Source organism: Mesorhizobium sp. M0060, assembly GCF_040323155.1.
Lineage (GTDB): Bacteria > Pseudomonadota > Alphaproteobacteria > Rhizobiales > Rhizobiaceae > Mesorhizobium.
Map to the genome: position 1 here is coordinate 1 of NZ_JAMYUP010000027.1, position 23,979 is coordinate 23,979.

Consider the following 23,979-nt stretch of genomic DNA (forward strand, 5'->3'; position numbering starts at 1 on the left):
GCCTTGTAGGCGACGCCGCCGGCCAGCCCGCCAACGCCGATCCAGAAGGCCGGCGCGACGACGCCGTCGGAAAAATTCTCGGCCAGGCTTTCGATCGCGGCGCGGCAGACAGCGGCCCTGTCGAGCTTTTCCGGGTCGCGGCCGACGATCCGCGAGACGGCAATGCGGCCCATGTCCAGTCCGCCGGTTTCGAGTGCGTCGGCCACCGCTTCGACATGCTCGGCCAGGCTCTTCTGCGACAGCAGCGAAGTCGCCAGGATTGCCGTGATCAACAAGCCGAGAGGAAAGCTCCAAAGCATGGCTTCGACCCAGAAGGCGAGGGCGGCCGGCACCAGCACGATCACCAGCAGCGCGACGACGCCCCAGCGGCGACGGTGGGCGTCGGAATCAGTGGCGCGGTTGAGCCTGCGGTCGAGAAAGGATATCAGCCTGCCGAACCAGGTGACGGGATGGCCAATGGCATCGAAGAGCCGGGCCGGGTAGCCGAGTACAAGTTCGATGGCTAGCGACAGGAAAGTGATCAGGATCGACATGAAGTCTCTTGATGGAGTGACGGCGGCAGTGGACCACGGCGGAAGCCTTGGCCGGGCGAGGGCACTTTTCCCTCACGCGCCACTGCCTTTCGTCGACCTCTCGACCGGGATCAATCCGCACTCCTACCCGCTTTTCGATTTGCCCGCCACCGCCCTGTCGCGATTGCCGGAAGCCGCGCGTGCCCGTGAATTGGCCGCGGTCGCGGCAAGCGCCTATGGCGCACCTTCGGCGGCAAACGTCGCAGCGGCGCCCGGCACGCAGATCCTGTTGCCGCGCGTCGCCTCGCTGGTCAGCCCAGGCAAGGCGCTGGTGCTCGGGCCGACTTATGCCGAGCATCGGCGGGCAGCGGCGATCGCCAGCCATGCGGCGGCTGAAGTCGATGATTTCGAAGCCTTGGCGGCGGCCGACCTTGCCGTCGTCGTCAATCCCAACAACCCGGACGGGCGCGTCGTCGAGCGCGAAAGATTGCTTCGCCTTGCCGCGAAATTGCGCGCCAGAGGCGGGCTGCTGGTGGTCGACGAGGCCTTCATGGATGTCGGCCCGCGCAGCGAAAGCTTGGCCGGCGACGTCGACCAGGGTGGCATCGTCGTGCTGCGTTCGTTCGGCAAGTTCTTCGGCTTGGCCGGTCTGCGGCTTGGCTTTGCACTGGCCGATGCGCTGACGGTCGAACGGCTGGAGGCGCAATTCGGGCCGTGGGCGGTTGCCGGGCCGGCGCTCGAATATGGCATAAGGGCGCTTGCCGACGTCGGCTGGCAGGCCGGGATGCGGCGCCGTCTGGCCGAGGATGCCGCGCGGCTCGATGCGCTGTTCGGCCGCTTCGGCGTGCCTGTCGCCGGTGGCACCACGTTGTTCCGCTATCTTCGCCTGGCGGACGCCGCCGGCCTGTTTTCGGTGCTCGGCCAATGCGGCATCCTGCTTCGGCATTTCTCCGGCCGGCCGGATGTGCTGCGCGCCGGCCTGCCCGGAACCGACGAAGAATGGCGGCGGCTCGAATCAGCGCTTGCCGGCTGGGCCGCGCGGAGCGACGATGGGGCCAAGGAGATTTCGCGATGATCCATGTTTGTTCCCTGGCAAAAATCGAGGAAACGGTGGCAAGGACCGGCGCCGAGCGGCTGCTTTCGCTGCTCGCTGCCGGAACGGAGGTGATGCGACCGTCCTCGATCACCAGGGAAAACCATCTGCATCTGGTCATGCATGACATTGCGGTGGCGCAGGAGGGCATGACCATGCCGGGCGAGGAGCATGTCCGCAACCTGCTCGATTTCGCCCGCCAATGGGATCGCTCGCGGCCGCTGGTCGTGCATTGCTATGCCGGCATCAGCCGTTCGACCGCCTCGGCCTACATCATCGCGGCAGCGCTGGCGCCGAAGCGCGACGAGGCCGAATTGGCCGAGACGCTGCGCGCGCTGTCGCCCACCGCGACGCCCAATCCGCGGCTGATCGCAATTGCCGACGCACTGCTCGAGCGCGACGGCCGCATGAGCCGCGCCATCGAGGCGATCGGGCGCGGCGCCGAGGCGTTTGAAGGCGCGCCGTTTGCGTTGAAGATCGATGCTTGATTTCTAGTTTTGTGGGCAGTTATTTGACTCATCAAAGCCACCAAGCAACCGCGTCCTAATCGTGCTGCGATCGCGGCAGGTATTTCCGATATCGGCGCTGCCCCTCATCTGCCTGCCGGCATCTTCTCCCAGTATAGTGACGGGGGAGAAGGGGCTGACAGCAACGCTGGCGCCTTTTCTCAACGCTGGCGATTGGCGAAACCGCCGATGATGGCGTCCCTCGCCCCGTTTACGGGGCGAGGATGCCGGCAGGCAGGTGAGGGGCGGCGCGACGCTGGCGGATAGCCTCCTAAGCCAACCAATCTGCAAGCCTGGCCCTGCGCACGTCCGTCACCAGGCTGATGAAGCCGTCGGCCTGATGCTCGGCGGTGAGCCGCCCCTTTTCGGCGGTCGCAATGCTGGCGTCGCCGACAACGCCGTTCGGGTTGAGGTCGCTGGCGATCCAGGCGAAGGCGTGCGTTCCGGTGTGGCGCAGCAGCGAAAATTCCTTTTCGGCGCGCGCGACCTTGGAAACGAAATTGTCGGCCTTGCCCATATCGACGAGGTCGGGCCGGAAATGCAGCATCAGCGAGGTCTCGACGTCGCCGCCATGGATGCCGTGGCGGTCTTCGAGCTCGGTGTACATGCCGGCCGGCCGGCCAAAACGCTGCCAGCTGGTCTTTACCGCCAGCATCTTTGCCCGCACGCGCAATTCGCGGGTGATGATGCCCATGATCTCCTCATTGCCGCCATGCGAATTGACGACGATCAGCTTGCGGATGCCGGCGCGCGCGATCGACAGGCCAAGCTCGGTCCACGCTTCGATCAACGTCGCCGCCGGCAGCGTAAGCGTGCCGGGCGCATGCAAGTGCTCGTTCGACTTGCCCACCGCCTGGACCGGCAGGATGCGGATGTCGAGATCGCCGGGCAGGCGCGCGATCACCGTTTCCAGCATGCCGTTCATGATCGAAGTGTCGGTCGAGACCGGCAGATGCGGGCCGTGCTGCTCGATCGCAGCCACCGGCAGAATGGCGATAGTCGCCTCTGGATCGATGGTCGCATATTCGGTGGTGCGGTAGTCACCCCACCATACGCGTTTTTTTGCAGCGATCATTTCATGCCCCTTGAACCGACAAGCCCAGACCTAACGCGGGAACGATCGGCTGTCGATCATCCCGCCGCAATGACCTCGATCTCGACCTTGAATTCCGGCCGGGCGAAACCGGACACGATCATCAGCGTCGAGGCCGGCGCCGGGCTGGCGAACAGCCGGTCGCGAACCTCCATATAGGGTCGCAGGAAGGCGCGATCTGTGACGTAGGCGTTGATGCGGACGATGTCGGACAGGCCGAGCCCGGCCTCGCCGAGAATCGCCGATATGTTCTGGAAACAGAGCTCGGCCTGTGCGCCGGCCTCCTCGGGGATCTGGTCGTCCGCCGTGATGGCGACCTGGCCCGAACACAGCACCAGCCGCTTGCCGGGCGGCACCTCGACGCCATGGCTGTAGCGGGCGAAGGGCGGCTTGATCGACTTCGGCGTGAGAAATTTAAACATGGCAATCTCCGTTCACGGCAGCCTATCGCATCGGCCCGAAAATCGGGATCGATTTTCGGAAAGCAGATGCGAAGATTCAAAGTTTTAGAGCGTACTTTGTGCGTCCAAGTGGACGCACGTCGCTCTAAGGCCGGATCGATGCGGCCATCAAGATGGTCGTGCATGTCACGAGGGCGATTATGGACAGGCGTTCAAAAAATAGGCACGATGCCTTCCGTACAGCATGACCCGTCCGGTCTTGGCGTGCGGCTCATTCGCAAGCGGGCGATCCCGGCACAAGAAGCCGGTGGCATGTGTCTTGCTTCTTGAAACAATGGTGTCGAGCCCGGCGCGTGACGCGCCGGAGCGAACAAAGGGTGGTGTGGATGTACGGAAAACTCAAGATTTCGGCGGGCGTGATCGTGCTGCTTGGCGCAGGCACGCTTGCCGCGGCAGCGAACGAAAAAGTCACCTTCGGCACCAACTGGCTGGCCGAGCCGGAGCATGGCGGTTACTACCAGGCCGTGGCGGACGGCACCTATGCGGCCTGCGGCATCGACGTGACGATCATGCAGGGCGGCCCACAGGTCAGCGGCCGACCGCTGTTGCTGGCCGGCAAGATCGATTTTTACATGGGCGGCAATTTGCTGTCGGCCTTCGATGCCGTGCAGCAAGGCATACCGATGCGCGTCGTGGCCGCCGACTTCCAGAAGGATCCGCAGGTCATCATGTCCCAGCCCGGCCAGGGGCTGGACAAATGGGAGGATCTGAAGAACGCCGACCAGTACATCCTGGGTGACGAGGGCACGCAGACCTTCTTCCAGTGGATGGTGACGGAATTGGGCTTCGATGCCGCCAAGCGCGTGCCCTACACCTTCAACCCGGCGCCGTTCATTGCCAACAAGAAGTCGATCCAGCAGGGTTACGTCACTTCGGAGCCATTCGCCGTCCAGAAGCAGGGCGGTTTCACGCCGAACCAGTTCCTGCTGGCCGACTATGGCTGGGACACATATGCGACGACGGTCGAGACCATGCAGGAGACGATCGACAAGCGGCCCGAGGTGGTCCAGTGCTTTGTCGATGGGTCGGCCAAGGGCTGGTACAATTATCTCTACGGCGACAACAAGGCCGCCAACGAGATGATCAAGAAGGAAAATCCGGACATGACAGATGAGCAGATCGCCTTCTCGATCGAGCAGCTGAAGAAGTTCGGCGTGGTCGATTCAGGCGACAGCGGAAAGCTCGGCATCGGCGCCATGACCGACGCGCGCATCCAGAGTTTTTACGACAAGATGGTCAAGGCCAAGGTCTCGCCGGCGGGCATCGACATCAAGAAGGCCTACACGCTGGCCTTCGTCAACAAGAGCGTCGGGCTCGACCTGAAGAAGTAAGCCGTGAAGCTGGAGAAAGTGGCGCAACAGCCGGGAAGTGTATCGGGGCCGACGCTGTTGGCGCTGCGCGGCGTCGGCAAGGTCTTTTCCAACGGCGTCGCCGCGCTCAGCAATGTCGAGCTGACGATCCGGGAAGGCGATTTCCTCAGCCTGCTCGGACCGTCGGGCTGCGGCAAATCGACGGCGCTGCGGCTGATTGCCGGCCTGTCGACGCCGACCTCCGGTGTGCTCGACTGGCGCGGCAGCGGCACCTTCGACCGTTCGAATATCGGCTTCGTCTTCCAGGAGCCGACGCTGCTGCCATGGGCCGATGTCTTCGACAATGTCTGGCTGCCGCTGCGGTTGAAGGGTGTGTCGCGGGCCAAGGCGGCGCCGGCGGTAATGGAGATGCTGGCGCGGGTCCACCTGACCGGCTTCGAGAATGCCGTGCCGCGCGAACTGTCGGGCGGCATGAAGATGCGCGTCTCGATCGCCCGCGCCATGGTGACCAAACCGCGCATTCTGCTGATGGACGAGCCGTTCGCGGCACTCGACGAGATCACCCGCTTCAAGCTCAACAACGATCTGCTGGAGCTATGGCAGGATGAGCGTTTTACCGTCGTCTTCGTCACCCACAGCGTCTTCGAAAGCGTTTTCCTCTCCAACCGCGTCGTCGTCATGGCCGCACGGCCGGGCCGGGTGTTTGCCGAGCTTGGTGTCGATGCGCCCTATCCACGCGACGAGGCGTTTCGCACCTCGCCCGATTATGCCGCGCTCTGCCGCCAGGCATCCGACGTGCTGATCGGCGCCATCAACTCAACTGTCGGACCGCATCATGACGGCCATTGAACAACAAGTCCTGGCGCTCGACTCGGAGGAGGCGCGCCGCCTCCGTCAGGAGCGCTTCGAGCGCATCGGCAGATGGCTACTGCCGCTGGCGATCATGATCCTGGCGATCTGGCTGTGGGACCGCATCTGCGTCTGGAACGATATCCCGAAATACATCCTGCCGCGCCCCGGCGTGGTGCTGCAGACGCTGCATGACGATGCCGGGCTGCTGTTCTCCTCGCTGCTGGTGACGCTTAAGATCACATTCTTCAGCCTGCTTCTCGCCGTAGTCGGCGGCGTCGGGCTGGCGGTGCTGTTCGCGCAGTCGAAATGGGTGGAGATGTCGTTCTTTCCGTTCGCCATCGTGCTGCAGGTGACGCCGATCGTCGCGATTTTTCCGCTGATCAATATCTATGTCAACGATCAGACAACAAAGCTGCTGCTTTGCGCCTGGATCGTCGCCTTCTTCCCGATCCTCTCCAACACCACGCTCGGCCTCAACTCCGTCGACCGCAATCTGCGCGATTTGTTCAAGCTCAACGGTGCGACCCGCTGGCAGCAATTGCGCTATCTGCGGCTGCCGGCGGCAATGCCTTATTTCCTCGGCGGGCTGAAGATCGCCGGCGGCCTGTCGCTGATCGGCGCGGTGGTGGCAGAGTTCGTCGCCGGCGCCACCGGCCAGTCGTCTGGCCTCGCCTCACGCATCATCGAGGCCGGCTACCGGCTCAACGCGCCAAGGCTGTTCGCGGCGCTGATTCTAATCTCGCTCACCGGCATTCTGATCTTCCTGGTGCTGTCGCTGATCTCGCATCTCGTTTTGCGGCGCTGGCACGAAAGCGCGCTGAAACAGGAGCGATGACGGTGCCGCAAGCCAGCAGCATTCCCCAGGGCGGTTCGTATGTCCTCACCAACGTCCGGCTTCACACCTCCCTGACGCCGGGGCTTGCGGCTGCCTTCGACGCCGACGGTCTTGCACTCGCCGATATCGCTATCGCGGAGGGCAGGATTTCCAGCATTGCGGCGCATCGCCAGTCCAGAACACCTGCGGACGCCCTCGATCTCGCCGGCCGCATCGTCATGCCGTGCTTCGTCGACTGCCACACCCATATCGATAAGGGCCATATCTGGCCTCGAAAACCCAATCCCGACGGCACTTTCATGGGTGCATTGAACGCGACCGGCGCCGATCGCGCGGCGCGTTGGAGCGCCGACGACGTCGCCCGTCGCATGGATTTCTCGCTGCGCTCGGCCTATGCGCACGGCACCAGGGCGCTGCGCACCCATCTCGACAGCGTTGCTCCGCAGGAAGAGATCTCCTGGCCGGTGTTCGAGACGATGCGGGAGAAATGGCGCGGCCGCATCGAGTTGCAGGCGGCCTGCCTGCTCGGCATCGAGGGCGTGCGCGACAGGAAATGGTTCGAGAGGCTGGCCAAACGGGTGGCTGGTGCCAAGGGAGTGCTCGGCGTCGTCACCTATATGGTGCCGGATCTCGAAGAACTGCTCGACCAGGTGTTTGCGCAGGCGATCAAGCATGGCCTCGACCTCGATTTCCATGCCGACGAGACCGACGATGTCTCGGCGATCTCGCTGAAGAAGATCGCCGAAGCAGCCCTCTGGAACGGCTTTGAGGGAAAAATCATGGTCGGCCATTGCTGCTCGCTGGCACGCCAGCCCGATCTCGACGTGCTCGACACGCTGGACAAGGTCGCCAAGGCCGGCCTGGCGGTGGTGTCGCTGCCGATGTGCAATCTTTATCTGCAGGACCGGCGCGGCGACAAGACGACGCCACGCTGGCGCGGGGTGACGCTGCTGCACGAGATGAAGGCGCGCGGCATTGCCGTCGCCGTCGCTTCCGACAATACGCGCGACCCGTTCTATGCCTATGGTGATCTCGACATGCTGGAGGTCTACCGCATGGCGACACGTATCCTGCATCTCGACCATCCGGTGGCCGACTGGCCGCAAGCGGTGACCGCGACACCGGCCAAGGTGATGCGGCTCGACGGCTTCGGCACGCTTGCCGCCGGCGGGCCGGCCGATTTCGTCGTCTTCAGGGGGCGAAGCTGGACGGAATTGCTGTCGCGGCCCGAATCGGATCGCATCGTCGTGCGCGGCGGGCAAGCGATCGAACGCCAGCTGCCCGATTATGCCGAACTCGATGATTTGATGGTGGAATGATGGATATTGCCGGGCTGAAGCGCGACCTGGACGGTTTGAGGATCGACGACCATCCGGCGATCGTCCAGCAGAAGAGCCGTGACTTCTACTGGTATAGCCCGGTGCTGAAGCAGCAGCTCGAGCACGTCACCGGCGACCTGATCGTGACGCCGAAAACGGAAGATGAGGTCGTCCGCGTGCTCGCCGCCTGCCACCGACATGGTGTGCCGGTGACGCCGCGCGGCAGCGGCACCGGCAATTATGGGCAGGCGATGCCCCTGTCCGGCGGCGTCGTGCTCAACCTTGCCGAAATGAACGCGGTCAAGACGATCGCGCCGGGCCGCGTGGTGACCGGACCGGGTGCGGTTCTGGCCGACATCGACAAAGCGACGCGGGCGCATTCCGGCCAGGAGCTCCGCATGTCGCCGTCAACCTACAACACCGCGTCGATTGGTGGCTTCGTTGCCGGCGGCTCGGGCGGCGTCGGTTCGATCCGCTGGGGCGGCTTGCGCGACCTCGGCAACGTCATACGGCTGAGGACCGTGACGATGGAGGCGGAGCCGCGTGTCATGGAGCTCACCGGCGAGGACGTGCTGAAGGTGATGCACGCCTACGGCACCAACGGCATCATCACCGAAGTCGAGATGCCGCTGACCGCCAGCTATGACTGGATCGACGTTATCGTCGGCTTCGACGATTTCATGGATGCAGCCGGCTTCGGCAATGATCTCGCCGTCCAGGACGGCATCCTGGCGAAACTGATCACGCCAATCGCCGCGCCGATCCCCTACGATTATTTCAAACGGCACCAAAGGTTTTTCCGGCGCGGCCAAAGCATTGTCGTCCTGATGATCGCGCCGCCTGCGATGGATGCCTTCCTCGCCTTCACGGCGCGCAGCAAGGGCGAGATCGTCTTTCGTGCCGACAAGGAGGCCGATCTCAAGGGGCTGCCGCCGGCCTATGAACTGACCTGGAACCACACGACGCTGCGCGCCATCCGGGTCGATCCGACGATCACCTATCTGCAGACCCGCTACCCGTCGCCGGACCACCTCGGCCACGTCAAAGCGATGGTCGACCGCTTCGGCGACGAGGTGCCGGCGCATCTCGAATTCATCCGCTTTGACGGCGCCATCGGCACTGCCGGGCTGCCGCTGGTCCGTTTCACCACGGCGGAGCGCCTCGACGAGATCATCCGGATCCACGAGGACAATGGCTGCTGGATTTTCAACCCGCACCGCTACACGCTGGAAGAGGGCGGCATGAAGCGGACGGACGAGGTGCAGCTCGCCTTCAAGCGCGAGACCGACCCGCAAGGGCTGCTCAATCCCGGCAAGATGATCGCCTGGGAGAATCCGGACTACGATTATCGCTCGGGCAAGTCGTTCCTGTTCAAGGGGCTGGAGAAGGCGGGTTGAACGTCCTCGTCCTCTATGCTCATCCTGTGGAGACCAGCTTCAACGCCGATCTGCACCGGACGATCGTCGAGCGGCTGAAGGCGGCCGGCCATGTGGTCGACGATTGCGATCTCTATGCCGAGGGTTTCGATCCCAGGCTGACGCGGGCCGAACGGCTGTCCTATCACGACGCGCGCAGTGCCGGCGATCCGGCGGCGCCTTATGTCGAGCGCCTGTTGCGGGCCGAGGCGCTGGTGCTGTCGTTTCCGGTGTGGAACTTCGGCTATCCGGCCATTCTGAAAGGCTTTTTCGATCGCGTCTTCCTACCTGGCGTGTCGTTCAAGCTGGTCGACGGCAAGGTGCAGCCGTCGCTGCACAATATTCGCAAGATGGTGGCGGTCACCACGTATGGCGGCAGCAGATTCCGCGCCATGCTGATGGGCGACCCGCCGCGCAAGCTGGTCAATCGGGTGCTGCGCGCCACCATCAAGCCTGGCGGGTCGGTCTCCTATCTCGCGCATTATTCAATGAACCTGTCGACCGATGAGAAACGGGCGAGGTTCATCGCGAAGGTCGCGGCCAAGATGGACGCGTTCTGACGCGGGGGACTGAGCCGCGTGATCAGCGTCCTTCTCCCCGTTTACGGGGAGAAGATGCCGGCAGGCAGATGAGGGGCAGCGCAAGCTTTCCGGACCCTGGCGCCGCCCCTCATCCGGCCCTTCGGGCCACCTTCTCCCCGTAAACGGGGAGAAGGAAGAAGAGCTTACATCCGCACCCGTTCCGACCTGGGATCGTACATCGGCTTGAGCGAGGCCTCGGCGGCGAAGCGCTCGCCGGCGATCTCGATTTCGTAGGACGACGCCAGCACATCCGCCTCGCTCTCGCCTTGGCAGGGCACGTAGCCAAGCCCGATCGCGCCGCCGAGATGATGGCCGTAATTGCCCGAGGTGATCGGGCCGACGATCGTGCCGTCGCGCAGGATCGCCTCATTGTGGAAGAGCAGGGGCTCGGGGTCGTTCAGGCGGAACTGCACCAGGCGGCGTGACAGGCCGGTTTCTTTCTTCTTCAGCACCGCATCGCGGCCGAGAAAGTCGCCCTTGGCCGTTTTCACTGCGAAGCCGAGGCCGGCCTCCAGCACATTGTCCTCGTCGGTGATGTCGTGGCCAAAATGCCGAAACGCTTTTTCGATGCGACAGGAATCCAGCGTGTGCAGGCCGCAGAGCTTCAGGCCGACATCGGTGCCGGCCTCTTCTATCGCCTCGAAGACATGGGCAGCCTGGTCGGTCGAGACATAAAGCTCCCAGCCGAGTTCGCCGACATAGGTAACGCGGTGGGCGCGGGCCAGGCCCATGCCTATTTCGATCTCCTGAAACGTTCCGAACGGGTTGTTCTCGTTTGAGAAATCGTTGGGGCTGACCTTTTGAATCAGCTGTCTCGAATCCGGGCCCATCAGGCAAAGCACGGCTTCGGCAGCGGTCACATCGGTGATGACGACGAACTCGTCGGCAAGGTGTTTTCTCAGCCAGGCCAGGTCGCGCTGCAGCGTGGCACCGGGCACGACGAGGAAGAAGGCCGTTTCGGACAGCCGCGAGACGGTGAGATCGCTCTCGATGCCACCGCGCTGGTTGAGCATCTGGGTGTAGACGATCTTGCCCGGCGCCACGTCCATGTCGTTGGCGCAGAGCCTTTGCAGGAAAGCGCAGGCGTCGCGGCCTTCGACGCGGATCTTGCCGAATGAGGTCATGTCGAACAGGCCGACGCCGTTCCTGACCGCTAGATGTTCCTCGTGCTGGTTGTCGAACCAGTTCTGCCGTTTCCACGAATAGCGGTATTCGCGCTCCTGGCCCTCGCGCGCAAACCAGTTGGCGCGCTCCCAGCCGGCGACCTCGCCGAACACGGCGCCGCGCGCCTTCAGGTGTTCGTGCAGCGGCGAACGCCGCACGTTTCGCGACGTTGCCATCTGCCGGTAGGGAAAATGATCGGCATAGAGCAGGCCGAGCGTTTCGGAGACGCGCTCCTTGAGATAGCGGCGGTTCTTCTGGAACGGCTGGGCGCGGCGGATGTCGACCTCCCAGAGGTCGAACGGCGCTTCGCCGTCATTGATCCATTGCGCCAGCGCCATGCCGGCGCCGCCGGAGGAGACGATGCCGATCGAATTGTAGCCGGTCGCCATCCAGTAGCCGGAAAGCTCCGGCGCCTCGCCGAGATAGTAGCGGTCGTCCGGGGTGAAGCTTTCGGGGCCGTTGAAGAAGGTGTGGATGCCGGCGGTTGCCAGCATCGGCATGCGGTTGACGCCCATTTCGAGGATCGGCTCGAAATGATCCATGGCCTCGGGCAACTGGTCGAAGCAGAAATCCTCGCTTATGCCGTTCATGCCCCAGGGCTTGGCCACCGGCTCGAAGGCGCCGAGCATCATCTTGCCGGCATCTTCCTTGTAGTAGGCGCACTCATCCGGCACGCGCAGCACCGGCAGGCGGGAGAGCCCGGGGATCGGTTCCGTCACGAGGTAAAAATGTTCGCAGGCATGCAGCGGGATGGTGACGCCGTTCTGGGCGCCAAGTTCGCGCGCCCACATGCCGGCGCAGTTGACGACGATGTCGGCCTCGATCACGCCTTGCTCGCCGCCTTGCGCCCAGGACACGCCGGTGACGCGGCCGGCCCTGGTATGGACCTTGGTGACCTTCACATTCTCGACGATCGTCGCACCCCGCTGGCGCGCCCCCTTGGCCAGTGCCATGGCGATGTTGGCCGGGTCGCACTGGCCGTCGAGCGGCAGATGCACGGCGCCGACCACATCGGATACATTGAGATGCGGATACATCTCCTTGACTTCATCAGGCGAAATCTCGCGCACGTCGACATCGAAGGCGCGGGCGAGAGACGCCTGCCGATAGATCTCGTGCTTGCGCTCCTCGGTCAGCGCCACGGTGATCGAGCCGACCTGGCGCATGCCGGTGCCGACATCGGTCTCTGCCTCGAGCTTGACGTAGAGATCGGCCGAGTATTTCGCCAGTCGCGTCATGTTCTGCGAGCCGCGCAGCTGGCCGATCAGGCCGGCGGCGTGCCATGTCGTGCCCGATGTCAGCTGTTTGCGCTCGAGCAGGACGATGTCGGTCCAGCCGAGCTTGGCCAGATGATAGGCGACCGAGCAGCCGGAGACGCCGCCGCCGATGATGACCGCCCTTGCCTTGGTGGGGATGGTTTTGGCGGGCAGGGTGGTCATGCGGCCTCGCGGCGATAGCTGGAAGCGAAGCGGCGCAAGCGCGTGGCAGCTTCCATCAGCACCGGCTCAGGCTGGCAGAGGCTGACGCGGATATGGCCGGCGGCGGCCTCGCCGAAGCTCGAGCCGGGCATGACGCCGACCTTTTCCTGGTCGAGGAAAGCCCAGGCGAATTTCTCGTCGTCCGGCTCGATGGCGGATATATCAAGCATGACATACATACCGCCTTCTGAACCGCGCACGGTGACGTTGTTCATGCCGCGCATGGCATCGAGAACGACGGTGCGCCGCGCGGCATAGCGTTCGGCGATCTCCTTGACGCCGTAGCCGTTTTCCAGCGCCTCGGCGCAGGCGAGGCTGATGAAGGCAGGCAGGCCGTAGGTCATCACCAGATTGAGGTCGGTCAGCAGCGAGATCATCTGTTCGGGTCCGGTCAGCCAGCCCATGCGCCAGCCGGTCATGCCGTGGCTCTTGGACATCGAATTGATGACCAGAGTGCGTTCGGCCATGCCAGGCAATGAGCGCGGCGAAATGTGCTCGCCGCCGCCCAGCGTCCAGTAGACCTCGTCCGACAGCAGCCAGAGGTCATGCTCGCGGCAGATCTGCGCCAGTTCTTCCAGGCGCTCTCGCGAATAGACGGCACCCGTCGGGTTGTTCGGCGTGTTGATGAGGATGGCGCGGGTGTTCGGCCGAAGGCTCGCGCGAATGTCGGCGGCGCGCGGCTGGAAGCTGTCCTCGGCGGGTGTCTCGACGACGGTGAACTCGGCGCCCGCCGCGCTGAAGGTGTTGGGGTAGGTGGCGTAATAGGGCGCGACGACGATGGCATGGTCGCCCTGGTCGAGAACGGCCTGCACCGCCGCGTAGAGCGCTGCCTGCCCGCCCGGCGTGGCGATGACCTGGTCGGGGCTGGTCGCAACCCCGGTGCAGAGCGTCGAGGCCGCCGCCATCGCCTTGCGCAGGCGCGGAACGCCGGCAAGCGGGGTGTAGTGGTGGTTGCTGGCGCGAACCGCCGTCACGCAGGCTTCGATCGTTTCGCTCGACGTATCGAAATCATGGTCGCCGACCGACAGCATGATGATGTCCTCGCCGGCCTGCTTGCGCGCCCAGGCAGCGGAATGAACCTCCCAGCCATCCTTGCCCGAAGGCACGATGCCGGAAATGCGCGATGATGGCCTGGGCATTACGCTACTCCCGAAATTTCATAACCGGCCTGTTTGAGCTGGTCGCGCAAGGCGGCGATGTGGGCGGGTCCGACTTCGCAGCAGCCGCCGACGATGTCGGCGCCGGCCTCGACCCAGCCCATCGCCTGATCGCCATAGGCCTCCGGATCAAGATCGTGGCGCGCATGCAGCACGTGGACGGTGCCGCCATGCTTGAGCGCCTCGACCGAGGTGAAGCCGTTGGCATAGGCGCCGACCGGGCCGCCAAGCGCGACCAGTTCGGGCAGGGCAGCGCTGACCGCTTCAGGCCGGCAGCAATTGATCAGTCTAGCTGCAACCGGCAGGCCGTCGAGAGCGCCCGACGCCGCCGCAATGGTTTCGCCGCTGCGCAGGCGTGGCGCGCCGTGGTCGGCGAGCGTCCACGACACCCAGACCGGCTTGCCGCTTTCCGATGCCGCGGTGACGGCCGCGCGCGCCTCTTCGGCCGACGCCATGGTTTCGCACAGAAACAGATCGACGCCGTCCGCCTGCTCGGCAACGATGCGGCGATAGATGTCGAGCGTCTCCTGGAAGGAGATGGTCAGCGCTGGCGCATAGCTGCCGAACAGGGGCGACAGGCAGCCGGCGATGGCCGCGTCGCCGGCCTGGTCGCGGGCTTGCCTTGCAAGCTCGACGCCGCGCTTCTGCAACGGCTTGAACAGCTCTTCGGCACCCTCGCGCGCCAGCCGCTCGGGCGTTGCGGAATAGGTGTTGATGGTGATGACGCGGGCGCCGGCGCGGATGAATTCCGCATGCAGGTCCCGCACCAGATCCGGTTCGTCGATCAACACCCTGGCCGACCATAGCGGCGTCGGCTCGGAGCTGCTGCGACGGACCAGCTCTTGGCCCATGCCGCCATCGGTGAGGATGACTTTCTTCATGCTCTGAGCCTCTCGTTCTTTGGATCCCATAACGGCTCATCCTTCTGCACGACCGCCTTGAACCGCTCGCCGAAGATCTCGACCTCTATAGCCGTTCCCGGCTCGGTGAGGTCGGCGCGCAGCATGCCGAGCGCGATCGACTGGTCGACGCGATGACCCCAGCCGCCGGATGTCGTCTCGCCGACGATCCGACCGTCATGCCACAGCGTCGACATATAGGGCGCGTCGCAATCGCCGGGATTTTCGATGACCAGCGTGACGAAACGTTTCTCGACGCCCTGCTGCTTCTCGTTCTGCAGCGCCGTCTTGCCGCGGAAGTCGGGCTTGTCCCATCTGACCAAGCGCTCCAGCCCGCCCTGCAGGATCGAATAGTCAGTCGACAGGTCGCCCTTCCAGGTACGGTAGCCTTTTTCGAGCCGCAGCGAATCCAGCGCGTACATGCCGAACGGCTTCAGGCTGTGCTTCTGCCCTGCCGCCCAGACGGCGTCGAAGATGGCGGCGGTATCGTTGATCTTGCTGTGGATTTCCCAGCCGAGCTCGCCGGCGAAGGACACCCGCACCAGCTTTGCCCAGCGGCCAGCGATCGATGTCTCTTGATGGGTCAGCCATGGCAGAGTGAGGTCGGCCGCGCAGAGTTCGGCAAGGATGTCTCGCGAGTTGGGGCCGGCGAGGATCTGGGTCGAATACTCCTCTGTCCGGTCGGTCAACTTGAACGTCGCGTCCTTTGGCATGCGCGATTTCAGCCATTCGAAATCATGCCATTGCGCCACCGCGGCGGTGATCAGCGTCATCAGGTCTTCGTCGTGACGGACGACCGACATTTCGGTGACGATGCGGCCCTTGTCGTCGGCAAAATAGACGAGGCCGATGCGGCCGGGTTTCGGCACCAGGCCGGTGGCCTGCCGGCTGAGCCACTCGGCGGCACCTGGACCATCGAGATTGAAGCGGGAAAAACCCGGCAGGTCCAAAATGCCGGCGGCATCGCGGACGGCGAGGCATTCTTCGCGCACGCGATGCTGCCACGGCCCGTCGCGGCGGAAGGTCAGCGTGGATTCTTCAGAGACATCGTCGCCTGCCTGTGCATACCAGGTGGCGCGTTCCCAGCCATTATAGGCGTCGAAGCAGGCGCCGAGCGCCTTGATGCGGCCGTGGAGCGGCGACAGCTTGCGGTCGCGCCCAGCCGGCCAGGCATGGCGCGGGAACTGGATGGCGTATTCGTTGCCGTAAATCTCCATGCCCTTGGCAACGCAATAGTCCGGGGCCGAGGCGAAGGCGGTGAAACGGCGCGGATCGCAGGACCACATGTCCCAATCGGTCTGGCCCTCGGTCACCCACTCGGCCAGCACCTTGCCGGCGCCGCCGCTCTGGGCGATGCCGAAGGTGAAGACGCAGGCCTCGAAGGCGTTCGGCACGCCGGGCATCGGCCCGATCAGCGGGTTGCCGTCCGGCGCATAGGGGATCGGCCCGTTGATGACTTTGGACAGGCCGGCGGTGGCGAGGATCGGCACGCGGGCGACGGCATCGGCCAGATAGTGCTCCAGCCGGTCGAGGTCGTCGGGAAACAGCTGGAACGAGAAATCGTCGGGCATCGGGTCGTTGTGGCCGACCCAATGGGCGCGGCAATTGCGCTCATAGGGGCCGAGATTCATGCCGTTCTTTTCCTGGCGCAGATAGTAGGACGTATCGACGTCGCGCAGCAGCGGCAGCTTCTTGCCCTGTTCCTTCGACCATGCGGCCAGTTCGGGGATTTCCTCGAACAGGATATATTGATGGCTCATCACCATCATCGGCACCTCGCGGCCGAACATCCTGCCGACCTCGGCGGCGCGGTAGCCGGCGGCGTTGACGACGATCTCGCAGCGGATCTCGCCTTGCGGCGTCTCGACCACCCACTCGTCGTTCTCGCGGCGCACGCCGGTGACCGGACAGAAGCGGATGATTTTCGCGCCCATGTCACGCGCGCCCTTGGCCAGCGCCTGGGTCAGCTGCGCCGGATCGATGTCGCCGTCGCTCGGATCGTACAGCGCGCCTTTCAGCTCATGCGTCTCGATGAAGGGGTAACGGCGCTTGATCTCGTCTGGGCCGACCACGTCGATGTCCATGCCCTGGTAGCGGCCCATGCCCTTGGCGCGCTGGAATTCCTGCATGCGCTCGGTGCTATGGGCCAGCCTGAGCGAGCCGGTGACGTGGTAGTTCATGGGATAGCCGACCTCGTCGGCCAGCCGGCGATAGAGCTCGGTCGAATAGCGCTGCATGTTCATCAGCGACCATGATGAGGAGAAGGTCGGCACGTTGCCGGCGGCATGCCAGGTCGAGCCGGAGGTCAGCTCGTTCTTCTCCAGAAGCACGCAGTCGGTCCAGCCCGCTTTGGCGAGATGGTAGAGCGAGGAGGCGCCGACGGCACCGCCTCCGATGATCACCACGCGTGCCGTGGTCGGCAAACCGGCCATATTCTTCTCCCAGATCAATAGACAGGCGGCGAAACCACCCAGATGACCACAGCCGGTTCCGCTCCAGGATTGCGCCAGCGGAACGGCTTGCCGTCGAAGCGGAAGGAGTCGCCTTCGCCGAGCCGGTGCCAGACGCCAGCAATTTCGATATCGAAGCTGCCGGAAGCGACGTAGCCGGCTTCCTCGGTCGGCCGGCGCGCCTCGGTGTTCAGCTCGGCACCCGGCGCGAAGACCGAACGCAGCATCTCGAAGCTACCGCCGAGATCGGGCGACAGCAGCTCCTCCACCAGGCCGGAATCGCTTGTGCCAAGCACGCGCCGGCTGCCGGCGCGCACGACCACGCCGCGTTCGGTCTCGACGGGCACGTCATGGCTGAAGAACAGGCTGACCGGCACGCCGAACAATTCAGCAAAGGCCCTGAGATCGCCGAGCGACGGGATCGACAGGCCGCGCTCGACCTGGCTGACCCAGCCGACCGAACGGCCGAGCTTCAGCCCGATTTCGGCAAGCGTCAGGCCGCGCGCCTTGCGCAACGCGCGAATGTCTCCGGCCAGCAGCCGTTCGCCGTTGTCCTGTTCCGATCTGGCGGCGGTCGAGGGCAAATTTATTCTCTTGATGAAAAATTCCAGACAAATTTCATGTGACGGCAGGTTCATGAAAAAATCAAGAGGAATTTCATGAACCCAGAAGATTTACTTGCGCCATTTTGACGGTTCGGGCAAAGGCTCGGCGCACGAGCGGTGAGTGGGGGCGTCCGGTCGAGGCGGATAGGGTATCGGGCGTTCAAAAAAAGACGCGCAAGGATGCTCCATCACTTCTAGTCGGCGCATGATCCTTTCCGGAATGCCGGTTTTCGAGATCCTGCGCAAAGGGACGGCCTATGCTGGAAAACAACTCCCGGATTGCGACGGCGATCGTCGATGACGCGATCACCTCGCGCCGGTCGGTACGCGCTTTCCTGCCCGATATGGTCGACGACGACACCATCCGCGATATTCTTGCCATTGCTGCGCGCGCGCCTTCAGGCACCAACATGCAACCCTGGCGGGTCTATGTGACCAAGGGCGAAATCAAGCAGCGCATCACCGACGCCATCCTCAGCTCGGGCATCCGCGCCGAAAAGGCGGAGTGGGACGAATATCGCTACTATCCCGACCAGTTCTTCGAACCCTATCTGACGCGGCGGCGGGCCAACGGCTTCGGTCTCTACGGCGTGCTCGGCATCGGCCGGCGCGAGGTCGACAGGATGCGCGCGCAGCACGACCGCAACTTCGTCTTCTTCGATGCGCCGGTCGGCATGATCTTCACCATCGACCGGCGGCTGAACAAGGGGTCGTGGATCGACTACGGCATGTTCCTGCAGAACATCATGGTCGCGGCGCGGGGCAGGGGCCTGCACACCTGTCCGCAGGCTGCTTTCGCGCCCTATCACCGGCAGATCAGGCCGGTGCTCAACATCCCCGACGAGGAGATCGTCGTCTGCGGCATGGCGCTCGGCCATGAAGACACGTCCAAGCCCGAAAATGCCTTCCGCACCGACCGCGCGCCGCCGGAAGAGTGGGTGACGTTCGCCAGATAAAGTGACGACGCGCCTTCTCGGGTCTACTGTACTTCGTAGCCGACTTCTTCGCTGGCGTGGCAGAGCGCCTTCCAGAACGAGCGGGCAAACGAGCGAAACACATAGATGTCGAACTGATCGGTGTCGGTGCGCTGGATCTGGGCGAAGACATCGTGATGCACGGTCGAGCGGCCGGCGCCGATCGGGAAGGCCGGCAGCGCGAAGTCGATGGCGAAGAATTTTGCTAAAACCCACTCGGCCTTCGGCCCGGCGATGCGGATTGCGGTGCGGCCATGCGAAAGGTCGGTCACCGTACCGATGGCCGGAGTGATGACATTGGCAAAGGCCGATGCCAATCCCTCGGCTTCATCGACCATTGTGAACTTTCCCGGCGCAAAGCCGAACACCGACCTAACGCCGTCCGTGACACCGCCGCCGGCGCCGTCGGGCAAAGTCAGGCCGGTGACCGCATGGATGCCGGCCATCAACGTCTTCTCCTCGCCGGGCCAAGCTGCGAGCTGCAGGATCGAACCCGGCCTGGTTTCGGAGAGGATGATTTCGACACCGTGCTCGAAATTGCCATGCGAGCCTGGATGCAGCATCGGCTCAAGCGGTGATTGGCGCTCAACCATGCATGCGGCTCCCGTCCGGATCGAAGAAGTGGTTGGAGACGATCTCGACCGGCCCGAACCGGTTGCGCAACGGGTCGGAGACATAGGCGCGCGAACCGTGCCGCGCCTTGCCGCCCTTGACCAGGGCAAGTGCGATATATTTGCCGAGAGCCGGCGAATAGCAGCAGGCGGTGATGTGGCCAAGCGAGCCGTGCGGATTGGCTTCGTCAAGCTCCTCGACGATGTGCGCGCCGCCGTTGAGCGGCTGGTTATCGAGCGAAACAAGGCCGACGAGTTCCAGGCGGTCGGGCGCGATCAGCCCCTCGCGGTCCATCATCGCCGAACCGATGAACGGCTTCTTCTTCGACAGCATCCAGTCGAGATGCAGGTCGCGCGCCGTGGTGCGGCCGTCGATCTCGGCGCCGGTGACGTGGCCTTTCTCGATGCGCATGGTGCCCAGCGCCTCCAGGCCGTAGGTCACCAGTCCGAACGGCTTGCCGGCCTCGATCAGCGCCTCCCAGACATGCGAGCCGTAACCGGCGCCGCAATAGACCTCGAAGGCCATCTCGCCGGAGAATGATAGTCGGCAGATCATCACCGGCACGCCAGCAATCTCGCCGTGCACGATGCCCATGAAGGGCAGGGCAGCATTGTCGACGGCGGTGCCGGTGACGCAAGCGGCCAATATCTGCCTTGCCTTCGGCCCGCCGATGGCGGCACCGGCCCATTGATCGGTCACCGAGGTGACGTGGACCTTCAGCTCCGGCCAGATCACGTCGAGGAAATACTCCAGATGCTGCATCACCTTGCCGGCATTGGCGGTGGTGGTTGTCATCAGGAAATCCTGCTCGCCGAGACGCCACGTGGTGCCGTCGTCGAAAGCGAGGCCGTCCTCGCGCAGCATCAGCCCGTAGCGGGCCTTGCCGACGGCCAGCGTCGAAAACATGTTGGTGTAGACGCGGTCGAGGAATTCCGCCGCGTCCGGGCCTTGCACGGCGATCTTGCCCAGTGTCGAGACATCGACGATGCCGGCGCTCTCGCGCGTGGCTCTCGCTTCGCGCACATAGGCCTGCTCGATCGTTTCGCCGGGATGGCCGTAGATCATCGGCCGATACCAGAGGCCGGCCGAATACATGGTGGCGCCATTGGCGACGTGCCAGTCATGCATCGGCGTCAGCCGCTCGGGCCTCAGATCGCCGAAGCGTTCGGCGGCAAGCGAACCGATCGATACCGCCGAAAAGGGCGGGCGAAAGCGGGTCGTGCCGACCTCCGGGATCGGCTTGCCCAGCGCCTCGGCCATGATAGCGAGGCCGGGTATGTTGGAGCTCTTGCCCTGGTCGGTCGCCATGCCGAGCGTGGTGTAGCGCTTCAGGTGCTCGACCGAGACGAAGCCTTCGCGATGCGCCAGCCGCACGTCGTCCGCTGTCACGTCATGCTGGAAGTCGACGAAGCTCTTTCCCTTGGCCTTGATCTCGAACACCGGCGCCGGATCGGGATCGCCAGGTGCTGCCTCAACGGCAGGCAAGGCCGCCGGCGTGGCGGTTGCGCCCGCAGCGGAAAGGCCGGCGGCGCGGCCTTCGGCGATCGCCTCGGCGGTGGAGAAACTTCCGGTGAGGGCGCCGGCGCCGATCCATTGCCGTGTTGGCTTTGGCGGCAGGAAGGCTTGTCTCGCGGCGTTCCATTCCGCCTTGGCGCCGGCCTGGCTGGCCAGATGGATGGTCGGTGACCAGCCGCCAGACATCAGCAGGCAGTCGGCGTGGATACTGCGCGCGTCGCCGGAAAGCGCGCCATTGGCCATGTCGAAGCGCTGCACCTTGAAGCCGGAAAGCGCCTTGCCGCCCTCGGTGGCGATCACCGCGTGGCCGGAAAAGATCTCGGCCTCGGCCTCGCCGGCGAGCTTGCGCATCTCGCTCGAAAGCTCCGGGCGCACGTCGACGATGGCGACCACCACGGCACCGGCTTTCTTCTGCGCAAGTGCCGCGCGATAGGCGCTGTCATTGTTGGTGAACAGCGCGATCCTGTCGCCCGGCAGCACGCCATATTCATTGGCATAGCGCTCTGCCGCATGCGCCAGCATCACGCCTGGCCGATCATTACCCGGAAATACCAGCGGACGCTCCAGGGAGCCGGTGGCCAGCACCACCGATTTGGCGCGGATCGCCCAGTAGCGATGGCGTGGCTCGCCCTTGCCGGGCGTTTCCTTGTGGTCGGTGACGCGTTCGAGCGCGGCCAGCGTGTTGCCGTCGTAATAGCCCCACACCGTGGTACGGGGCAGCAGGCGGACATTGTCACGGCCTTCGAGCTGGCCCGCGGCCCGCGCCGCCCAGTCCGCCCCTGGCATGCCGTCGATCGTCTCGCCCGACCAGTTGGCGGAGCCGCCGAAATGCGGCTCGAGCTCGGCAAGGATGACGCGAGCGCCCTGATCGGCGGCCGCCCTGGCGGCCATCAGCCCGGCCGGGCCGGAGCCGACCACCAGCACATCGCAAAATGCGTTCATGCGTTCGTAGCGCGCCGTATCGGCAGCGATGCCCGCCTTGCCCAAGCCGGCGGCACGGCGGATGAAATGCTCACAAAACATCCAGAAGCGCGTGCCTTTCAGTGGACCGATCACTGGTCCCATGAAGGTCTTGTAGTAAAAGCCGGCCGACAGCAGCTTGCCGCCGAGCTGGTTGATGGCGTTGACGTCCCAGGCAAGCGAGGGGAAGCGGTTCTGGCTGACCGCCGTCAGTCCGTCATAGATTTCGACCATGGTGGCGGGGATGTTCGGCTCGCGAACCTCGCCCCTCAACACGGTCACCAGCGCGTTCGGCTCCTCGACGCCTGATGTCAGCACGCCGCGTGGGCGGTGATATTTGAACGAACGCCCGAACAGGGTGACGCCGTTGGCCAGCAGCGCCGAAGGCAGTGTGTCGCCGGCATTGCCGGTATAGGGCGCGCCGTCGAAAGTGAAACGGATGGTTCGCAGCCGGTCGATGCGGCCGCCGGCCTCGGTGCGGCGCGGACTCATGACTTGTCCTCAGCCCTGTGCCGCGCCACCGAGCTGTGGTCGCCGCGCGCGAAGGCGGTGCTGGAAATCTCGTGCGTCAGCGTGTTGCGCACTAGCCTGAGATGGGCGCGGCAGCCGCCGGAATGCTGCCAGATCTCATTGTGGTCGCCGGCCGGGTTCAGCCGGTCGTAGACGTAGGCGTTCCAGGCGTCGAGGTTTTGCGAGGCGGGCTGTGGGCGCTGGCGGTTGCCGTCACCCTGATAGGTGAACTCGATGACGTCGCGCGGGCCGCAATAGGGGCACGTGATGAGCATGGATCTCTAACCTAATGCAGCCGGGGCGTGGCGCCCTGGCCCTTGTCGTCGATCACCAGGCCCCGGTAGAAGCGGTCGAGCGTGAAAGCCGCGTTGAGATCGTGCGGCTCGTCCTTGGCGATGGTCCAGGCAAAGCACCAACCGGAAGCCGGCGTCGCCTTGAAGCCGCCATAGCACCAGCCGCAATTGAGATACATGCCCGGCAACGGGCCGGTGGTGATGATTGGTGAGCCGTCCATCGACATGTCGCAGACGCCGCCCCACGAGCGCAGCATGCGGACGCGGGCGAGCCCCGGGAACAGCGCCAGCATCTCGCTCATCACCTCGTCAACGATCGGCAGGCTGCCGCGCTGGGCGTAGCTGTTGTAGCCGTCGAGGTCGCCGCCATAGACAAGGCCGCCCTTGTCCGACTGCGACATGTAGAAATGGCCCATGCCGAAGGTCAGGATCGTGTTGATGAACGGTTTTAGCGATTCCGTGACGAAGGCCTGCAGTACATGGCTCTCGATCGGCATTGTCTCGATGCCGGCGAGCTGCATGACCCGCCCGGTGCTGCCGGCCACCGCGACCGCCACCTTCCTGGCGCGGATTTCGCCGCGCGTCGTCGTGACGCCGGTGATGCGGTCGCCGTCGCGCAGGAAGCCGGTGACCTCGCAGTTTTCGATGATGTCGACGCCGCGGCGGTCAGCGCCGCGCGCATAGCCCCAGGCGACTGCATCGTGGCGAGCGGTACCGGCGCGCCGCTGCATCAGGCCGCCGACGATCGGGAAGCGCGCCGTGGCCGAGACGTCCAGTGCCGGCACCAGGCGCGCGATCTCCGCCGTGGTCATCAGTTCGGCGTCGACGCCGAGATGGCGCATGGCGTTTCCGCGCCGGGCATAGTCGTCGAGCTGGGCAGGTGTGTGGGCGAGGTTCAGGCAGCCGCGCTGCGAGAACATGACGTTGTAGTTGAGGTCATGCGACAGGTTCTCCCATAGCTTCATCGAATGTTCGTAGAAGCGCGTGTTGGCCGGCAGGAGGTAGTTGGAACGGACCGCCGTGGTGTTGCGGCCGACATTGCCGGAACCGAGCCAGCCCTTCTCCAGCACCGCGACATTGGTGATGCCGTGCTCCTTGGCGAGATAGTAAGCGGTCGACAGGCCATGGCCGCCGCCGCCGATGACGATCACGTCGTAGGACGCCTTCGGGTCGGGCTTGCGCCAGGCCGGCTTCCAGTCCTTGTTTCCGGTCAGCGCGTTCTTGAGAAGCGAAAAGGCCGAATATTCCGCCATTCTTATTGTCATCCATTTCAGGCTTTGCGGCAGACTATAGAGCAGGCTGCCAACGCAAAGCCAAGATTGCGCCATCGCTTTTCGACAGGCCGACTTCGAAACGGGCCGTCAGGGACGGCTTGCCCCAAGATA

Annotated in this window: 21 protein-coding genes; 9 read left to right on the plus strand and 12 right to left on the minus strand. The window is 64.4% G+C overall.

Going from position 1 to position 23,979, the window contains the following annotated elements:
* Positions 1-533, minus strand: a 533-nt coding sequence (locus NKJ94_RS22930) for a cobalamin biosynthesis protein CobD/CbiB (RefSeq protein WP_352528101.1), incomplete at its 3' end; no start/stop codon positions are given.
* On the opposite strand from NKJ94_RS22930, the gene cobD reads away from it, so the two are divergent.
* Together cobD and NKJ94_RS22940 are read left to right on the plus strand one after the other, a co-directional pair.
* Positions 532-1,587, plus strand: coding sequence for a threonine-phosphate decarboxylase CobD (gene cobD, locus NKJ94_RS22935; protein ID WP_352528103.1), 1,056 nt, complete (start codon positions 532-534; stop codon positions 1,585-1,587). The two genes, NKJ94_RS22930 and cobD, sit on opposite strands and share 2 nt — an antisense overlap.
* Positions 1,584-2,093, plus strand: a complete 510-nt coding sequence (locus NKJ94_RS22940; protein ID WP_352528105.1) for a tyrosine phosphatase family protein — start codon at positions 1,584-1,586, stop codon at positions 2,091-2,093. The genes cobD and NKJ94_RS22940 overlap by 4 nt, the downstream gene beginning before the upstream one ends.
* 289 nt (positions 2,094-2,382) lie before the next feature.
* Here NKJ94_RS22940 and NKJ94_RS22945 read toward each other — a convergent pair whose 3' ends face one another.
* Positions 2,383-3,186, minus strand: coding sequence for a creatininase family protein (locus NKJ94_RS22945; RefSeq protein WP_352528107.1), 804 nt, complete (start codon positions 3,184-3,186; stop codon positions 2,383-2,385).
* A 56-nt stretch (positions 3,187-3,242) separates the two neighbouring features.
* Complete coding sequence (locus tag NKJ94_RS22950) at positions 3,243-3,626, minus strand: RidA family protein (RefSeq protein ID WP_352528109.1); 384 nt, start codon at positions 3,624-3,626, stop codon at positions 3,243-3,245.
* Between the two features lie 365 nt (positions 3,627-3,991).
* Here NKJ94_RS22950 and NKJ94_RS22955 point away from each other — a divergent pair, with 365 nt between their 5' ends.
* Genes NKJ94_RS22955 through NKJ94_RS22980 form a run of 6 tightly spaced genes read left to right on the plus strand, consistent with a single transcriptional unit; the run spans position 3,992 to position 9,956 of the window.
* The gene (locus NKJ94_RS22955) at positions 3,992-4,996 is read left to right on the plus strand and encodes an ABC transporter substrate-binding protein (protein WP_352528111.1); all 1,005 of its coding nucleotides are present in this window, start codon (positions 3,992-3,994) and stop codon (positions 4,994-4,996) included.
* Positions 4,997-4,999: 3 nt separating this feature from the next.
* The gene (locus NKJ94_RS22960) at positions 5,000-5,824 is read left to right on the plus strand and encodes an ABC transporter ATP-binding protein (protein ID WP_352528113.1); all 825 of its coding nucleotides are present in this window, start codon (positions 5,000-5,002) and stop codon (positions 5,822-5,824) included.
* Positions 5,811-6,662: an ABC transporter permease gene (locus tag NKJ94_RS22965; protein ID WP_352528115.1), complete on the plus strand. Its 852-nt coding sequence runs from the start codon at positions 5,811-5,813 to the stop codon at positions 6,660-6,662. Before NKJ94_RS22960 ends, NKJ94_RS22965 begins: the two co-directional genes overlap by 14 nt.
* The gene (locus NKJ94_RS22970; RefSeq protein WP_352528117.1) at positions 6,659-7,981 is read left to right on the plus strand and encodes a cytosine deaminase; all 1,323 of its coding nucleotides are present in this window, start codon (positions 6,659-6,661) and stop codon (positions 7,979-7,981) included. Before NKJ94_RS22965 ends, NKJ94_RS22970 begins: the two co-directional genes overlap by 4 nt.
* The gene (locus tag NKJ94_RS22975) at positions 7,978-9,378 is read left to right on the plus strand and encodes an FAD-binding oxidoreductase (RefSeq protein WP_502904214.1); all 1,401 of its coding nucleotides are present in this window, start codon (positions 7,978-7,980) and stop codon (positions 9,376-9,378) included. The genes NKJ94_RS22970 and NKJ94_RS22975 overlap by 4 nt, the downstream gene beginning before the upstream one ends.
* The gene (locus NKJ94_RS22980; RefSeq protein ID WP_352528119.1) at positions 9,375-9,956 is read left to right on the plus strand and encodes an NAD(P)H-dependent oxidoreductase; all 582 of its coding nucleotides are present in this window, start codon (positions 9,375-9,377) and stop codon (positions 9,954-9,956) included. Before NKJ94_RS22975 ends, NKJ94_RS22980 begins: the two co-directional genes overlap by 4 nt.
* 164 nt (positions 9,957-10,120) lie before the next feature.
* On the opposite strand, the gene NKJ94_RS22985 is transcribed toward NKJ94_RS22980, so the two are convergent.
* The 5 genes from NKJ94_RS22985 to NKJ94_RS23005 are packed head-to-tail and all read right to left on the minus strand — an operon-like array spanning position 10,121 to position 17,709.
* A complete protein-coding gene (locus NKJ94_RS22985; RefSeq protein ID WP_352528121.1) occupies positions 10,121-12,580 on the minus strand; it encodes a GcvT family protein in 2,460 nt (819 codons plus the stop codon).
* Positions 12,577-13,758 carry a pyridoxal phosphate-dependent aminotransferase gene (locus NKJ94_RS22990; protein WP_352528123.1) on the minus strand — a complete coding sequence of 394 codons (1,182 nt, stop codon included), beginning with the start codon at positions 13,756-13,758 and terminating at the stop codon, positions 12,577-12,579. The genes NKJ94_RS22985 and NKJ94_RS22990 overlap by 4 nt, the downstream gene beginning before the upstream one ends.
* Positions 13,758-14,657 (minus strand): homocysteine S-methyltransferase family protein, encoded by a 900-nt coding sequence (locus tag NKJ94_RS22995; RefSeq protein ID WP_352528125.1) that lies wholly within the window; start codon positions 14,655-14,657, stop codon positions 13,758-13,760. The genes NKJ94_RS22990 and NKJ94_RS22995 overlap by 1 nt, the downstream gene beginning before the upstream one ends.
* Positions 14,654-17,107, minus strand: a complete 2,454-nt coding sequence (locus NKJ94_RS23000) for a GcvT family protein (RefSeq protein WP_352528127.1) — start codon at positions 17,105-17,107, stop codon at positions 14,654-14,656. Before NKJ94_RS23000 ends, NKJ94_RS22995 begins: the two co-directional genes overlap by 4 nt.
* 14 nt (positions 17,108-17,121) lie before the next feature.
* Positions 17,122-17,709 carry a helix-turn-helix domain-containing protein gene (locus NKJ94_RS23005; RefSeq protein ID WP_352528129.1) on the minus strand — a complete coding sequence of 196 codons (588 nt, stop codon included), beginning with the start codon at positions 17,707-17,709 and terminating at the stop codon, positions 17,122-17,124.
* 278 nt (positions 17,710-17,987) lie between these two features.
* Between NKJ94_RS23005 and NKJ94_RS23010 the strand changes: the two genes are divergently transcribed.
* Positions 17,988-18,686: a nitroreductase gene (locus tag NKJ94_RS23010; protein WP_352528131.1), complete on the plus strand. Its 699-nt coding sequence runs from the start codon at positions 17,988-17,990 to the stop codon at positions 18,684-18,686.
* A 23-nt stretch (positions 18,687-18,709) separates the two neighbouring features.
* Here NKJ94_RS23010 and NKJ94_RS23015 read toward each other — a convergent pair whose 3' ends face one another.
* Genes NKJ94_RS23015 through NKJ94_RS23030 form a run of 4 tightly spaced genes read right to left on the minus strand, consistent with a single transcriptional unit; the run spans position 18,710 to position 23,847 of the window.
* On the minus strand, positions 18,710-19,297 hold the full coding sequence (locus NKJ94_RS23015; protein WP_352528133.1) for a sarcosine oxidase subunit gamma: 588 nt from the start codon (positions 19,295-19,297) through the stop codon (positions 18,710-18,712).
* Positions 19,290-22,283, minus strand: a complete 2,994-nt coding sequence (locus tag NKJ94_RS23020) for a sarcosine oxidase subunit alpha (protein WP_352528135.1) — start codon at positions 22,281-22,283, stop codon at positions 19,290-19,292. Before NKJ94_RS23020 ends, NKJ94_RS23015 begins: the two co-directional genes overlap by 8 nt.
* Positions 22,280-22,576 carry a sarcosine oxidase subunit delta gene (locus NKJ94_RS23025; protein WP_352528137.1) on the minus strand — a complete coding sequence of 99 codons (297 nt, stop codon included), beginning with the start codon at positions 22,574-22,576 and terminating at the stop codon, positions 22,280-22,282. The genes NKJ94_RS23020 and NKJ94_RS23025 overlap by 4 nt, the downstream gene beginning before the upstream one ends.
* 11 nt (positions 22,577-22,587) lie before the next feature.
* Entirely contained in the window at positions 22,588-23,847 is a 1,260-nt protein-coding gene (locus NKJ94_RS23030; protein WP_352528139.1) for a sarcosine oxidase subunit beta, read from the minus strand.
* Between the last annotated feature and the right edge of the window lie 132 nt (positions 23,848-23,979).

Excerpts from the sequence above, each read along its gene's own strand:
- NKJ94_RS23020 (WP_352528135.1), bottom strand. The coding sequence starts at position 22,283 with ATGAGTCCGCGCCGCACCGAGGCCGGCGGCCGCATCGACCGGCTGCGA.
- NKJ94_RS22945 (WP_352528107.1), bottom strand. The coding sequence starts at position 3,186 with ATGATCGCTGCAAAAAAACGCGTATGGTGGGGTGACTACCGCACCACC.
- NKJ94_RS23025 (WP_352528137.1), bottom strand. The coding sequence starts at position 22,576 with ATGCTCATCACGTGCCCCTATTGCGGCCCGCGCGACGTCATCGAGTTC.
- NKJ94_RS22950 (WP_352528109.1), bottom strand. The coding sequence starts at position 3,626 with ATGTTTAAATTTCTCACGCCGAAGTCGATCAAGCCGCCCTTCGCCCGC.
- cobD (WP_352528103.1), top strand. The coding sequence starts at position 532 with ATGAAGTCTCTTGATGGAGTGACGGCGGCAGTGGACCACGGCGGAAGC.
- NKJ94_RS22990 (WP_352528123.1), bottom strand. The coding sequence starts at position 13,758 with ATGCCCAGGCCATCATCGCGCATTTCCGGCATCGTGCCTTCGGGCAAG.
- NKJ94_RS23000 (WP_352528127.1), bottom strand. The coding sequence starts at position 17,107 with ATGGCCGGTTTGCCGACCACGGCACGCGTGGTGATCATCGGAGGCGGT.
- NKJ94_RS22975 (WP_502904214.1), top strand. The coding sequence starts at position 7,978 with ATGATGGATATTGCCGGGCTGAAGCGCGACCTGGACGGTTTGAGGATC.
- NKJ94_RS23030 (WP_352528139.1), bottom strand. The coding sequence starts at position 23,847 with ATGGCGGAATATTCGGCCTTTTCGCTTCTCAAGAACGCGCTGACCGGA.
- NKJ94_RS22940 (WP_352528105.1), top strand. The coding sequence starts at position 1,584 with ATGATCCATGTTTGTTCCCTGGCAAAAATCGAGGAAACGGTGGCAAGG.
- NKJ94_RS22995 (WP_352528125.1), bottom strand. The coding sequence starts at position 14,657 with ATGAAGAAAGTCATCCTCACCGATGGCGGCATGGGCCAAGAGCTGGTC.
- NKJ94_RS22970 (WP_352528117.1), top strand. The coding sequence starts at position 6,659 with ATGACGGTGCCGCAAGCCAGCAGCATTCCCCAGGGCGGTTCGTATGTC.
- NKJ94_RS23015 (WP_352528133.1), bottom strand. The coding sequence starts at position 19,297 with ATGGTTGAGCGCCAATCACCGCTTGAGCCGATGCTGCATCCAGGCTCG.
- NKJ94_RS22965 (WP_352528115.1), top strand. The coding sequence starts at position 5,811 with ATGACGGCCATTGAACAACAAGTCCTGGCGCTCGACTCGGAGGAGGCG.
- NKJ94_RS22985 (WP_352528121.1), bottom strand. The coding sequence starts at position 12,580 with ATGACCACCCTGCCCGCCAAAACCATCCCCACCAAGGCAAGGGCGGTC.
- NKJ94_RS23010 (WP_352528131.1), top strand. The coding sequence starts at position 17,988 with ATGCTGGAAAACAACTCCCGGATTGCGACGGCGATCGTCGATGACGCG.
- NKJ94_RS22955 (WP_352528111.1), top strand. The coding sequence starts at position 3,992 with ATGTACGGAAAACTCAAGATTTCGGCGGGCGTGATCGTGCTGCTTGGC.